We start from the raw sequence: 13,358 nt of genomic DNA on the forward strand, positions 1-13,358 counted from the left end.
CGGGGGCCCCGCGGGCCGTCCCCGTGCCGGACAATGGACGCATGAGCTTGTTCCGGGACGACGGCGTGGTGCTGCGCACGCAGAAGCTGGGCGAGGCCGACCGGATCATCACGATCCTGACCCGCTGCCACGGCCGGGTACGTGCTGTCGCGCGCGGGGTGCGCCGCACGAAGTCCAAGTTCGGGGCGCGGCTGGAACCCTTCTCCCACGTCGACGTGCAGTTCTTCGCCCGGGGCAGCGAACTGGTCGGCCGCGGGCTGCCGCTCTGCACCCAGAGCGAGACGATCGCCCCGTACGGCGGCGGCATCGTCACCGACTACGCCCGCTACACCGCGGGCACCGCGATGCTGGAGACCGCCGAGCGGTTCACCGACCACGAGGGCGAGCCGGCCGTCCAGCAGTACCTGCTGCTCGTCGGCGGGCTGCGAACCCTCGCCCGCGGCGAACACGAGCCACATCTCATCCTCGACGCGTTCCTGCTGCGCTCGCTCGCCGTCAACGGCTACGCACCCAGCTTCGAGGACTGCGCCAAGTGCGGAATGTCCGGACCCAACCGATTCTTCTCGGTCGCGGCGGGGGGCGTCATATGCGGCGACTGCCGGGTGCCCGGCAGCGTCGTACCCTCGGCTGAGGCCGTCACGCTGCTGAGCGCACTGCTCAGCGGCGACTGGGAGACGGCGGACGCGTGCGAGCCGCGTCATGTCAGGGAGGGGAGCGGGCTGGTGTCCGCCTATCTGCACTGGCATCTGGAGCGCGGGCTGCGCTCACTGCGGTACGTAGAGAAGTGACACAGGCAGATCAGGCACAGGGAGCGAGACAGTTCATGGCAGTACGCGGGATGCTCGGCGGCCGTAACCGGCGCGACTACAAGACCCCGGAGCCGCACCCCTCCGGTGCCACGCCCCCGAAGATCCCCGGCGAGCTGGTGCCCAAGCACGTGGCCGTCGTGATGGACGGCAACGGCCGCTGGGCCAAGGAGCGCGGCCTCCCGCGCACCGAGGGCCACAAGGTCGGCGAGGGTGTCGTCATGGACGTTCTCAAGGGCTGCATCGAGATGGGCGTCAAGAACCTCTCGCTGTACGCGTTCTCCACCGAGAACTGGAAGCGGTCCCCGGAGGAGGTGAAGTTCCTGATGAACTTCAACCGGGACGTGATCCGCCGCCGCCGCGACGAGATGGACGAACTGGGCATCCGCATCCGCTGGGTCGGCCGCATGCCCAAGCTGTGGAAGTCCGTGGTCCAGGAGCTCCAGGTCGCCCAGGAGCAGACCAAGGACAACGACAAGATGACGCTGTACTTCTGCGTCAACTACGGCGGCCGGGCCGAGATCGCCGACGCCGCGCAGCGCATCGCGCGGGATGTCGCGGCCGGGAAGCTGGATCCGTCCAAGGTCAACGAGAAGACTTTCGCGAAGTACATCTACTACCCGGACATGCCGGACGTCGACCTCTTCGTCCGCCCCAGCGGCGAGCAGCGCACGTCCAACTATCTGATCTGGCAGAGCGCCTACGCCGAGATGGTCTTCCAGGACGTGCTCTGGCCGGACTTCGACCGCCGCGACCTGTGGCGGGCCTGCCTGGAGTTCGCCCAGCGCGACCGGCGCTTCGGCGGCGCGGTGGAGGCGGGGACCGCCGGACCGGCCGTCTGACCCTGCCGTTACGATTCCGCCCCATGACGAGTCAGGGGTGGGACGTGGAGGATGCCGTGGTCGAGCTGGAGTACCAGCCGACCACGGCCGATTTCGCGGAGGCGCTGAACGCCCGCGCGAAGATCAGTACGAGTGGCCGCATGCAGCGCAAGCTGCTGATCCTGATGCCGGTGCTGGCCGTGCTGATGGGGATCACGGTCGCGAGCGGCCGGAAGGGCCCGGGGGCGCCCGTCTGGGTGGGCATCGTCTTCGTGATGCTGGCCGTGATCCTGACGCCCTGGCTCCAGGGCCGGCAGCTGTACCGGTTCGCCGCGCGCCAGGGCACCTGCCGCACGGTGGTGCGCGAGACCGGCATAGAGGTGGCCACGGACCACAGCACCATGACCGTCGGCTGGGCGATGGTGCCCCGCTACCGGGAGACGCCGCAGCTCTTCGTGCTGTTCAGCGGCGACAAGCAGGCCACCGGGATCACCATGCTGCCCAAGCGCGGTGTGCGCGGGCAGGACGACCTCGACCGGCTGCGGAGCGTGCTCGACCGCAACGTACGAAGGCTGTGAGACGAAGGTTCTGTGACGGGTGAGGGCCCGGGGGCCGCCCCCGGGCCCTCACCCGTCACTTCCTACTTCTTCACGGCCGCGCACTCCGCGCAGGTGCCGAAGATCTCCACCGTGTGGGCCACGTTCACATACCCGTGCTGGGCGGCGATGGTCTCCGCCCACTGCTCCACCGCGGGCCCCTCGACCTCCACGGCCTTGCCGCACATCCGGCACACCAGGTGGTGATGGTGGTCCCCGGTCGAACAGCGCCGGTACACGGACTCGCCGTCCGTGGTGCGCAGCACGTCGACCTCGCCGGCGTCGGCCAGGGACTGGAGGGTGCGGTAGACGGTGGTGAGCCCGACCGAGTCGCCGCGGTGCTTGAGCACGTCGTGCAGCTCCTGGGCGCTGCGGAACTCGTCCACCTCGTCGAGCGCCGCCGCCACCGCCGCCCTCTGCCGGGTCGACCGGCCGCGTACCGGGGCCGCGTTCGTTCCACTGATCGGCGCCGTCGCCACAGCAGCCTCCTCGTGTCGCCCGTACCTGTGTCGGGCCATTGTGCCAGCCCGTCCGGACGCCGCGGTCAAACCCGGAGCTCGTCCGGGACCGGACGGGAGGCCGGTACCTCCAGGGTGCATCCCTCGGACGCCGCTTCGCTGCGGCGGGCGCGGCTTCTGGCCAGCGGGGTCGCCAGCAGCGTCAGGGCGACGAAGACCGCGATGGCCAGCAGCACGATCGTCGCGCCGGGCGGGACGTCCTGGTAGTACGAGGTGACGGTGCCGGCCAGTGTCACCGCCGTACCGATGACGACCGAAAGCACGAACGTCACCTTGAAGGACCGGGAGATCTGCTGCGCGGCCGCGACCGGCACCACCATCAGCGCGCTGACCAGCAGCAGCCCGACGACCCGCATCGCGACGGTGACGGTCACCGCCGCCGTCACGGCGACCAGCAGGTTCAGCGCCCGCACCGGCAGCCCGGTGACCCGGGCGAACTCCTCGTCCTGGCTGACCGCGAACAGCTGGCGGCGCAGCCCCAGCGTCACCAGCAGCACGAAGGCGGCCAGTACGCAGATCGAGGTGATGTCCTCGGAGGAGACAGTGGACAGGGAGCCGAAGAGGTACGAGGTGAGGTTGGCGTTGGAACCGGTGTCGGAGAGGTTGATCAGCAGCACACCGCCCGCCATGCCGCCGTAGAAGAGCATGGCCAGCGCGATGTCGCCGCGGGTGCGCCCGTACCAGCGGATCAGTTCCATCACGACGGCACCGGCGACGGCGACCGCGGTGGCCATCCAGACCGGGCTGGTGGAGAGCAGGAAGCCGAGGCCGACACCGGTCATCGCGATGTGGCCGATGCCGTCGCCCATCAGGGCCTGGCGGCGCTGGACGAGGTAGATGCCGACGGCGGGCGCGATGACGCCGACGAGCACGGCGGCGAGCAGGGCCCGCTGCATGAAGGGAGGGGTGAGGAATTCCATGGTCAGCTCAGCAGTCCCGTCCGGACGGGCTCGGAGGCCGCGTGGGGGTGTACGTGGTCGTGTCCTGGCAGGGCGTGCTGGCCAAGCGCCTTCGGCGGCGGCCCGTCGTGCATCACACAGCCGTCGCGCAGCACGATCGCGCGGTCGATCAGCGGCTCCAGCGGGCCCAGCTCGTGCAGGACGAGCAGCACCGTGGTGCCGGCCGCGACCTGCTCGCGCAGGGTCGTGGCGAGGATCTCCTGGCTGGCCAGGTCGACGCCCGCCATCGGCTCGTCCATGATCAGCAGTTCGGGTTCGGCAGCCAGCGCGCGGGCGATCAGCACCCGCTGGTGCTGGCCGCCGGAGAGCGCGTCCACCGAGTCCCTGGCGCGGTCGGCGAGGCCGACGAGCTCGATGGCCCGGTCGACGGCGGCCCGGTCCGCCTTGCGGAGCAGGCCCAGCTTCGCGCGGGACAGCCGCCCGGAGGTGACGACCTCGCGGATCGTGGCGGGGACACCGCCGGCCGCCGTGGTGCGCTGGGGCACATAGCCGATCCGCGCCCAGGAGCGGAAGCGGCGCAGCGGGGTGCCGAACAGTTCGACGGAGCCGCCGGTGAGCGGGACCTGCCCGATGACGGAGCGGACGGCGGTCGACTTGCCCGAGCCGTTGGCGCCGAGCAGGGCGGCGACCTCGCCGCGGTGGACGGTCAGGTCGATGCCGCGCAGCACCGGGCGCGCGCCGAGCGTGGCCGTGGCGCCCCGCAGGGCTATCACGGGGTCGGTCGTGGTGCTCCCGGTCTCGGGCATGTGCGCCTCCGGTGTTGCTGTGGCGGGTGTCGCTGGTGCTACGGGTGTTGCTGGGGTCACTTCGCGCCGAGCGCCTTCTGCAAGGCGGCGAGATTGGACCGCATGACCTCGATGTAGTCGGCGCCCTTGGACTTGTCCGTGATTCCTTCGAGCGGGTCCAGGACGTCGGTCTTCAGGCCGGTGTCCTTGGCGAGGGTCTTCGCGGTCCTGTCGCTGGCGAGCGTCTCGAAGAATACGGTGGTGGCCCCGTCCTTCTTCGCGATGGTGTGGATCTCGCTGATCCGGGCGGGGCTGGGCTCGGCCTCGGGGTCGACGCCGGCGATGCCCTCCTGGGTGAGGCCGTAGCGCTCTGCGAGGTACCCGAAGGCGGAGTGGGTGGTGATGAACGTCTTGGTGGCGGTGGTCCTCAGGCCGTCCGTGTACGCCTTGTCCAGCCCGTCGAGCTCGGTGACCAGCGCGGCCGTGTTCTTCCGGTAGTCCGCGGCGTGGTCGGGGTCGGACTTCTCCAGGGACTTCCCGACGCCCTTGGCGACCTCGGCGTACTTCACCGGGTCCAGCCAGATGTGGGGGTCGGCGCCGGCCTCGTCGCCGTGGTGCTCATGGCCGTGCTCCTCGCCGCCGGCCTCGGTGCCGTGGTCCTCCAGCGTGGTGAGCTTCGCGGCGTCGACGGCGCCCTTCGCGCCGGACTGCTCGATGGCGTCGTCCACGGCGGGCTGGATGCCCTTGAGGTACAGGATGTAGTCGGCGTCGGTGAGTCCGCCGATCTGCCGCGGGCTGAGCTCCAGGTCGTGCGGCTCGACGCCCGGCTTGGTCAGTGTGGTGACGGAGACGTGCTCCCCGCCTATCCGCTCGGCCAGGAACTGCATCGGGTAGAACGAGGCCACCACATCGAGCTTGTCGCCGTTCTTGTGGTCCGCGGCGTCCGAGGAGGAACAGGCGGTGAGGGCGGTGAGGCCGAGGACGACTGCTCCGGCGACGGCGGCGGTGGGTATGAGGCGGCTGACGTTCATGACAGTCATTTTCAACAAAACTGGAAACGATTGTCAACAAGGCTTATGAGATGACTTCACGGCCGGCCATGCCGATACCGATTTGATCCAGGGGCCGTGCCCGCCGGTAATCTGAAGCATTCGCCCGCCCGTCTCCCGACCACCACCCCCCACTGAGGCGCTTCGCGCCGCCCCTGTCCAATTTCGTCGTAATGAAGAGAGCACCGTGGCCGCCGACAAGATCGACTCCATCGTCAGCCTGAGCAAGCGCCGTGGCTTCGTCTACCCGTGCAGTGAGATCTACGGCGGCCAGCGCGCCGCCTGGGACTACGGGCCGCTGGGCGTCGAGATGAAGGAGAACCTCAAGCGCCAGTGGTGGCGCTACATGGTCACCTCGCGCGAGGACGTGGTCGGTCTCGACTCGTCGGTCATCCTCGCCCCCGAGGTCTGGTCCGCCTCCGGTCACGTCGCCACGTTCACGGACCCGCTGACCGAGTGCACCTCCTGCCACAAGCGCTTCCGCGCCGACCACCTGGAAGAGGCGTACGAGGAGAAGCACGGCCACGCGCCCGCGAACGGCCTGACCGAGCTCAACTGCCCCAACTGCGGCAACAAGGGCACCTTCACCGAGCCCAAGCAGTTCTCGGGCCTGCTCTCCACCCACCTCGGCCCGACCCAGGACTCCGGCTCGGTCGCCTATCTGCGCCCCGAGACCGCCCAGGGCATCTTCACCAACTTCGGCCAGGTGCTGCAGACCTCGCGCAAGAAGCCGCCGTTCGGCATCGCCCAGATGGGCAAGTCCTTCCGGAACGAGATCACTCCGGGCAACTTCATCTTCCGCACCCGCGAGTTCGAGCAGATGGAGATGGAGTTCTTCGTCAAGCCGGGCGAGGACGAGGAGTGGCAGCAGTACTGGATGGACCAGCGCTGGAACTGGTACACGGACCTCGGCATGCGCGAGGAGAACATGCGCTGGTTCGAGCACCCGAAGGAGAAGCTCTCCCACTACTCCAAGCGCACCGCCGACATCGAGTACCGCTTCCGCTTCGGCGGCAGCGAGTGGGGCGAGCTGGAGGGCGTCGCCAACCGTACGGACTACGACCTCAAGGCGCACTCCAAGGCCTCGGGCACCGACCTGTCCTTCTTCGACCAGGAGGCCGGCGAGCGCTGGACGCCGTACGTCATCGAGCCGGCGGCCGGTGTCGGCCGGGCGATGCTCGCCTTCCTCCTCGACGCCTACATCGAGGACGAGGCGCCCAACGCCAAGGGCGTCATGGAGAAGCGCACCGTGATGCGTCTCGACCCGCGCCTCGCGCCGGTCAAGGTCGCCGTCCTGCCGCTGTCCCGCAACCCGCAGCTGTCGCCGAAGGCCAAGGGCCTCGCGACCGACCTGCGGAAGAACTGGAACATCGAGTTCGACGACGCGGGCGCCATCGGCCGCCGCTACCGCCGCCAGGACGAGATCGGTACGCCGTACTGCGTCACCGTCGACTTCGACACCCTCGACGACAACGCGGTGACCGTGCGCGAGCGCGACACCATGAAGCAGGAGCGCGTCTCCCTGGACCAGATCCAGGCCTACCTCGGCGCCCGCCTGCTCGGCTGCTGACGTATCGCTCGTACCGACGAAGCCCCCGGTCGCCCGTTCGGAACCGGGGGCTTCGCCGTGCCCGCGCCCGGCCGGGCGAAAAACGGGTGCGACGGCCGACCGGGCCGGGGTACGGTTCCGGCATGTATTCGTTCTTCCAGATCTACGAGTGAGCGCGCGGCGGGTCCGACCACCCGCCGCCCCCCGGACCGATCAAGGTCGATTCAGACCTCACTTCGCCATACGAACGGGAGAACGCCATGGCCAAGAGCCGTAACAACCTTCTCGGTGTGGGCGGACAGCGCAAGAAGCTGTCCCGCGCCGATCAGCAGGGCGTGGGCGCTGCCCGCACCACCGACCGCAAGGCGGCGGCCGACCAGAAGCAGGAGCTGCTGCGCAAGATGCGTGAGCGCGCGCAGTCCCCCGCCGCCCCTCAGGCGGCCCCGGCGGACGGCGCCGCGGACGCGCCCGGGCAGGACGCCCCGGCCCAGAGCTGACACTCGCTCGGAGCTGATGTCTCCTCAGGGAATTGATGCCTCCTCGGGGAGCCGACGCCGCCTCACCATCCGTACGACTGTGGGCCCGGATCACCTCGTGATCCGGGCCCACGCCCCTGTCCGCGCCCCGTCGCCGCCCCGTGCTCACGCCACGCTGCGCGGCAGCCGCAGACTGAGCAGCGTCGTCAGCACCACCGCGGCCAGCTGCACCAGCAGCGTCACGGCCAGCGCGTCCCGCATGCCCGCGCCCGGGACCAGGGCGAGGAACAGCGTGCCGAGCGTGGCCACCCCCAGGGCCAGCGCGGCCTGCTGAGTCGTCGTCATCACCCCGCCGCCCACCCCGGCCCGCGCGGCCGGTACGTCGGAGAGCACGATCCGGAACAGGACGGGCAGCTGGAGCCCCTGCCCGAACCCCGCGATCGCGACCCCCGGCAGCAGCCCCAGCGCCCCGAGACCGGACCACTCGCGCCACACGGTGAGCACCAGCACCAGCACCCCCACCGCCTGGATCAGCCCTCCGGCCGTCACGACCCGGCTGCCGTACCGCAGGATCAGCCGCGGTCCGGCCAACGACGCCACGAAGAACGCCACCGCCATCGGCGCCATCGACAGCCCGGCCGCGGCCGGACCCAGTTCGAGCCCCTGCTGGAGGGCCACCGCGATGACGAACATGAAGCCGCCGAAGCCGATCGAGAACGGCACCACCAGCGCCAGCCCGCGGCGCAGCGACTCCAGCCGCAGCAGGCTCGGCGGTACCAGCGGGGTCAGCCCGCGGCGGTCGGCCCGCCGCTCGACCCGGTAGAAGGCGTACGCGGCGAACGGGAACAGGGCCAGCGAGACCCAGGTCCACACCGGCCAGCCCGCGGCACGCCCCTCCGTCAGCGGGGCGAGCAGCGTCACCAGCGACACGGCCAGCAGCAGCGTGCCCGGTACGTCGATCGGCGCGGGCCGCTGGGAGCGGGTCTCCGGCACGGCGCGGGCGGCCAGCACCAGCCCCATCGCCGCCACCGGAACGTTCACCAGGAACACCGAACGCCAGCCCGCGCTCTCGCCGAACACCGACGACAGCGGCGCGGCGGCGACGAGGACACCGCCGAGGATCTGGCCCGCGACCATGGAGAGCCCGCCCGTCGCCCCGTACAGGCCCATCGCACGGGCCCGCCGCTCTCCCGAGGTGGCTGCCTGGATCGTGGCGAGCACCTGCGGCAGCATCAGCGCGGCCGCCGCGCCCTGCGCCACCCGCGCCCCCACGAGCGTCCAGGCGTCCGGGGCGAGCCCGCAGGCGAGCGAGGTGATGCCGAAGGCGGCGATGCCAAGCAGGAAGAGCCGGCGCCGCCCGGCCATGTCGCCGAGCCGGCCGCCGAGGACGAGCAGCACGGCGTAGGCGAGGCCGTAGCCCGCGACGACCAGTTCGAGCAGGGCGGGGCCCGCGTCCAGATCGTGGTCGATCGCGGGCAGGGCGACGTTGACGATGAAGAAGTCGATGAGCGGCAGTGCCGCCCCGAGCAGCACGGTGAACAGCCCGAGCGTGCCGAGCACCGGGGCCGGGTGGTCGTGCCGCACCACGGCGTCGGCGCCGGTGGCCGTCTGCGTCCGCACGGACGATTCGCTCACGGCGGTCCGCGCAGTCGATCGACTCGCGGCAGTCCGCACGGTTGATCCGTTCGCGACAGTTGATTCACTCACGTCATCGAGAATCGCCGCAGTCCCAGCCTGGTACCAGAGTGTCTTTATCCTGGTACCAGGAGCACCTGGCAGAGCGCCGGGCGGCCCGGCAGGCTGGAGGCATGGCGACGATGGTGGGCGAACTGCCCGAGGTACGCGTGGTGCCCGGGATCCCGGGGCGGCGGGACCCCTCCGAGCCGGACGTCCGGCGGCACGAACTCGCGAACTTCCTGCGCAGCCGCCGCGAGCGGATCACCCCCGAACAGGTCGGCCTGCCCCGGGGCCGCCGCAGGCGCACCCCCGGCCTGCGCCGCGAGGAGGTCGCCCAGCTCTCCGCCGTGGGCGTCACCTGGTACACCTGGCTGGAACAGGCCCGCGACATCCAGGTCTCGCCCCAGGTGCTCGACGCGCTGGCCCGCGCCCTGCTGCTCGACCGCAGCGAACGCGGCCACCTCTTCTCGCTCGCAGGCGCCGTCGACCCGTCACCGGGGGCGGACTGCCCGAGCGTGACCCCGGCGCTGCGCCAGATGCTGCGGCAGCTGGACCCCATCCCGGCCTGCGTCCAGAACAGCCGCTACGACATCCTCGCGTACAACCGGACCTACGGCAGGCTGCTCTGCGACCTGGACGCGGTCGCCCCCGAGGACCGCAACTGCATGATCCTCGCCTACACCAACGAGCAGTGGCGCTCCTCCGTCGTCGACCTCCCCGAGGTGAACCGGCTGATGGCCGCCAAGTTCCGCAGGGCGATGGCCGAGCATCTGGCCGAGCCCGCCTGGAAGGCGCTCCTGGGGCGGCTGGAGGAGTCGTCCGCGGAGTTCCGGGAGCTCTGGGCCCGGCACGAGGTGGTGGGCGCGGGCAGCCGGACCAAGATCTTCCGCAACGCCCACGTCGGACTGCTGCGCCTGGAACACACCGACCTGTGGCTCGGCCCGTCGAGCGGGCCGCGCATGGTGACGTACGCCCCCGCCGACGAGGAAACACGGGAGCGCCTGGAGCGGCTTCAGGCCCTGGAGCTCGCCGACGTCTGACCTCCGGCCGGGGCGTCCGTCGGCCGCTCCAGCCGTTCGGCGGTCCGGCGCGCCGTCTCCCGCGCCCAGTGCCCGCTCGTCAGCGCGCCCACCAGCAGGACGGACAGCCCGCACCCGGCGAGGATCCACCAGGCGGGCTTGCTCGCCTCCACGAAGGCCTCGGCGTATGCGGCGCCGCGCGGCGACCCGGTGCCGGCCACCCCCGCCGCCAGCACCGCACCGATCACGGCGACCCCGAGCGTCCCGCCGATCTGCCGGCTGGTCGAGGCCACCGCGGCCGCCACCCCGGCCTGCGAGCGCGGCATCCCGGAGACGGCCGTGTTGGTGATCGGCGCGTTCACCATGCCGAAACCGAGGCCGAAGAGCACATAGCCGGTGAACAGCAGGACGTTGTCCGTCTCCGCGTCGAACGCGGCGAACAGCAGCCCGCACGCCGTCATGGCCACGCCCGCCACGAGCAGCGGGAGCCGGGGCCCGCGGCTGCCGACGAGCCGCCCGGACAGCGGCGCGCAGACGAAGGTGAGCGCCGCCATCGGCAGCATGTAGAGACCGGCGTGCAGCGCGCTCAGCCCGCGCACGTTCTGCAGGTACAGGGTGTTGAGGAAGAGGAATCCGCTCAGCGCGGCGAAGGCGCTGACCGCTATGACCGTGGCGCCGCTGAACGGGGCGCTGCGGAAGAACCGCAGCTCGATGAGGGGCTCGGTGCGCCGGGGCTCGTACAGCAGCAGGCCGGTCAGCGAACATCCGGCGAGCGCGGCGAACAGCAGGATCAGCGGTGAGTCCCAGCCCTGCGAGGGCGCCTCGATGATCGCGTACGTCAGCGAACCGAGCAGCCCGATCACCAGCAGCTGTCCCACCGGGTCGGGGCGGCGCGGCTTCGGGGCGCGGGACTCGGGGACGTAGCGCCAGGTGAGCAGGAGCGCGGCCAGACCGACCGGCAGGTTGATCCAGAAGATCGACCGCCAGCCCACCGAGTCCACCAGCAGACCGCCGACCACCGGTCCCGCGGCCATGGAGATGCCGACGACACCGCCCCACACCCCGATGGCGCGGGCCCGCTCGCGCGGGTCGGTGAAGGTGTTGGTGATGATCGACATCGCGACCGGGTTGAGCATCGAGCCGCCCACCGCCTGCACCATCCGGAACGCCACCAGCGACTCCAGGTTCGGCGCCAGGGAGCAGAGCAGCGAACCGAGGGTGAACAGGAGGAGCCCGGTCTTGAAGACCTTCCGGCGCCCGATCCGGTCGGCGGTGGAGCCCGCGAGCATCAGCAGCGAGGCCAGGACCAGGGTGTAGGCGTCGATCGTCCACTGCATGCCCGCGACGGTGGCGTGCAGTTCCTTCTGCATGGACGGCAGGGCGACATTGAGCACGGTGTTGTCGAGACTGACGATCAGCAGACTCATGCAGCAGATCGCCAGTACCAACTGCCGTCGGCGACGACTGAGCTCGGGCATACATGGATAGTACGGTTAACTAACGAACTCCGCTGCCGGGGAGACCCGCCCGGTACGCGACAATGGAGCAATGACCACGCTCGCCCCGTCTCTTCCCCTGCTCCGGATCGGCCCGCACACGGTGCAGCCGCCGGTGGTGCTCGCCCCCATGGCCGGCATCACCAACGCCCCGTTCCGCACCCTGTGCCGGGAGTTCTCCGGCGGCAAGGGGCTGTTCGTCAGCGAGATGATCACCACGCGGGCGCTGGTCGAGCGCAACGAGAAGACCATGCAGCTGATCCACTTCGACGCGAGCGAGACCCCGCGTTCGATCCAGCTGTACGGGGTGGACCCGGTCACCGTCGGCAAGGCCGTCCGGATGATCGTCGACGAGAACCTCGCCGACCACATCGACCTGAACTTCGGCTGCCCGGTCCCCAAGGTGACCCGCAAGGGCGGCGGCTCGGCGCTCCCGTACAAGCGGCCGCTGCTGCGCGCGATCCTCAACCAGGCGGTCTCCAACGCGGGTGAGCTGCCGGTCACGATCAAGATGCGCAAGGGTATCGACGACGACCACATGACCTATCTGGACGCGGGCCGGATAGCGGTCGAGGAGGGCGTCACGGCCGTCGCCCTGCACGGCAGGACGGCCGCCCAGCATTACGGCGGCACCGCCGACTGGGACGCCATCGCCCGGCTCAAGGAGCACGTCCCGGAGATTCCCGTCCTCGGCAACGGCGACATCTGGTGCGCGGACGACGCCCGCCGGATGATGCGCGAGACCGGCTGCGACGGTGTGGTCGTGGGCCGCGGCTGTCTGGGCCGTCCCTGGCTCTTCGGCGACCTGGTGAGCGAGTTCGAGGGCTCGCAGGCGCGTCAGGCGCCGGGGCTGCGGCAGGTCGCCGACGTGATGCTGCGCCACGCGACGCTGCTGGGGGAGTGGATCGGCGACGAGACGCGCGGTGTGATCGATTTCCGCAAGCACGTCGCCTGGTACCTGAAGGGCTTCGCGGTCGGCTCGGAGATGCGCAAGAAGCTCGCGGTCACCTCGTCGCTGGAGGAGCTCGGCGGGCAGTTGCAGGAGCTGGACCTGGACCAGCCGTGGCCGGACGGCGCGGACGGGCCGCGCGGGCGCACCTCGGGCAACAACCGCGTGGTGCTGCCGGACGGCTGGCTGAAGGACCCGTACGACTGCGCGGGCGTGAGCCCGGACGCGGAGCTGGACACCTCGGGCGGCTGAGGCCTTTCGGCCTTTGTGGGCACGCGGCGCCATAGGCACCGCGTGCCTCTTCTTTTGCCTCGCTCATCTGAGCGCGTTCTGGCGTTGTATTCGGCCGGATTCGCTGACGGTTCGGTCGACAGGTGGCCCGAACGAGTCGGAAACGGGCGTCGTGTGGTGACTCCGCCCCACCCCGAGTGGGCCTCGGTGATCATGGCGTGACGCGCAGTCGCCGATCGGGAGTCCGGATGGTGACATCTGAGCGCCGATCGCGGAGTGATTCTCGCCACCCTGAGGGCTCGTGCGCTCAGATGAGCGAAATTTTGAGGGCTGCATTTCTCAAATGATGGCACTGGGTGCCAGGGGCCTCCATTTTGATCAATCGATGCTTCCACTGCGCAGTGTCATCAGAATGACGGATATTGATGACTCTCGGTGTCTATGTGTTTAAGAAGTGAATGAATACTACTGATCGGACTACAGGTCC

13 protein-coding genes are annotated in these 13,358 nt (G+C 70.2%); 7 read left to right on the plus strand and 6 right to left on the minus strand.

All coding sequences use genetic code 11. The features are described from left to right. The first annotated feature begins 41 nt into the window (after positions 1-41). From recO to ACIRJP_RS18450, 3 genes are read left to right on the plus strand one after another with little or no spacing between them, the layout of a single operon-like run. The gene (recO, locus tag ACIRJP_RS18440; RefSeq protein ID WP_404174792.1) at positions 42-788 is read left to right on the plus strand and encodes a DNA repair protein RecO; all 747 of its coding nucleotides are present in this window, start codon (positions 42-44) and stop codon (positions 786-788) included. Between the two features lie 35 nt (positions 789-823). Further along, positions 824-1,648 (plus strand): isoprenyl transferase, encoded by an 825-nt coding sequence (locus ACIRJP_RS18445; protein WP_404174795.1) that lies wholly within the window; start codon positions 824-826, stop codon positions 1,646-1,648. Between the two features lie 23 nt (positions 1,649-1,671). Continuing rightward, complete coding sequence (locus ACIRJP_RS18450; protein WP_404174798.1) at positions 1,672-2,205, plus strand: YcxB family protein; 534 nt, start codon at positions 1,672-1,674, stop codon at positions 2,203-2,205. Positions 2,206-2,267: 62 nt separating this feature from the next. On the opposite strand, the gene ACIRJP_RS18455 is transcribed toward ACIRJP_RS18450, so the two are convergent. The 4 genes from ACIRJP_RS18455 to ACIRJP_RS18470 form a co-directional block, all read right to left on the minus strand. Then, positions 2,268-2,702, minus strand: a complete 435-nt coding sequence (locus ACIRJP_RS18455; protein ID WP_404174801.1) for a Fur family transcriptional regulator — start codon at positions 2,700-2,702, stop codon at positions 2,268-2,270. Positions 2,703-2,767: 65 nt separating this feature from the next. Then, positions 2,768-3,661, minus strand: coding sequence for a metal ABC transporter permease (locus tag ACIRJP_RS18460; protein WP_404174804.1), 894 nt, complete (start codon positions 3,659-3,661; stop codon positions 2,768-2,770). Between the two features lie 2 nt (positions 3,662-3,663). Then, the gene (locus tag ACIRJP_RS18465) at positions 3,664-4,446 is read right to left on the minus strand and encodes a metal ABC transporter ATP-binding protein (protein ID WP_404174807.1); all 783 of its coding nucleotides are present in this window, start codon (positions 4,444-4,446) and stop codon (positions 3,664-3,666) included. Between the two features lie 56 nt (positions 4,447-4,502). Further along, the gene (locus ACIRJP_RS18470; protein ID WP_404174810.1) at positions 4,503-5,456 is read right to left on the minus strand and encodes a metal ABC transporter substrate-binding protein; all 954 of its coding nucleotides are present in this window, start codon (positions 5,454-5,456) and stop codon (positions 4,503-4,505) included. A 205-nt stretch (positions 5,457-5,661) separates the two neighbouring features. Here ACIRJP_RS18470 and ACIRJP_RS18475 point away from each other — a divergent pair, with 205 nt between their 5' ends. Together ACIRJP_RS18475 and ACIRJP_RS18480 are read left to right on the plus strand one after the other, a co-directional pair. After that, positions 5,662-7,044, plus strand: a complete 1,383-nt coding sequence (locus ACIRJP_RS18475) for a glycine--tRNA ligase (protein ID WP_404174813.1) — start codon at positions 5,662-5,664, stop codon at positions 7,042-7,044. A gap of 239 nt (positions 7,045-7,283) precedes the next feature. After that, positions 7,284-7,520 carry a DUF6243 family protein gene (locus ACIRJP_RS18480; RefSeq protein WP_404174816.1) on the plus strand — a complete coding sequence of 79 codons (237 nt, stop codon included), beginning with the start codon at positions 7,284-7,286 and terminating at the stop codon, positions 7,518-7,520. 144 nt (positions 7,521-7,664) lie between these two features. On the opposite strand, the gene ACIRJP_RS18485 is transcribed toward ACIRJP_RS18480, so the two are convergent. After that, positions 7,665-9,086 carry an MFS transporter gene (locus ACIRJP_RS18485; RefSeq protein WP_404175278.1) on the minus strand — a complete coding sequence of 474 codons (1,422 nt, stop codon included), beginning with the start codon at positions 9,084-9,086 and terminating at the stop codon, positions 7,665-7,667. A gap of 230 nt (positions 9,087-9,316) precedes the next feature. On the opposite strand from ACIRJP_RS18485, the gene ACIRJP_RS18490 reads away from it, so the two are divergent. Next, a complete protein-coding gene (locus ACIRJP_RS18490; protein ID WP_404175281.1) occupies positions 9,317-10,216 on the plus strand; it encodes a helix-turn-helix domain-containing protein in 900 nt (299 codons plus the stop codon). On the opposite strand, the gene ACIRJP_RS18495 is transcribed toward ACIRJP_RS18490, so the two are convergent. Continuing rightward, positions 10,189-11,673 (minus strand): MFS transporter, encoded by a 1,485-nt coding sequence (locus ACIRJP_RS18495; protein WP_404174819.1) that lies wholly within the window; start codon positions 11,671-11,673, stop codon positions 10,189-10,191. The two genes, ACIRJP_RS18490 and ACIRJP_RS18495, sit on opposite strands and share 28 nt — an antisense overlap. 70 nt (positions 11,674-11,743) lie before the next feature. On the opposite strand from ACIRJP_RS18495, the gene dusB reads away from it, so the two are divergent. Next, the gene (gene dusB, locus ACIRJP_RS18500; RefSeq protein WP_388655703.1) at positions 11,744-12,892 is read left to right on the plus strand and encodes a tRNA dihydrouridine synthase DusB; all 1,149 of its coding nucleotides are present in this window, start codon (positions 11,744-11,746) and stop codon (positions 12,890-12,892) included. Positions 12,893-13,358 lie beyond the last annotated feature (466 nt).

The sequence above is a fragment of the Streptomyces sp. NPDC102437 genome, assembly GCF_044765565.1.
Classification (GTDB): Bacteria; Actinomycetota; Actinomycetes; order Streptomycetales; family Streptomycetaceae; genus Streptomyces.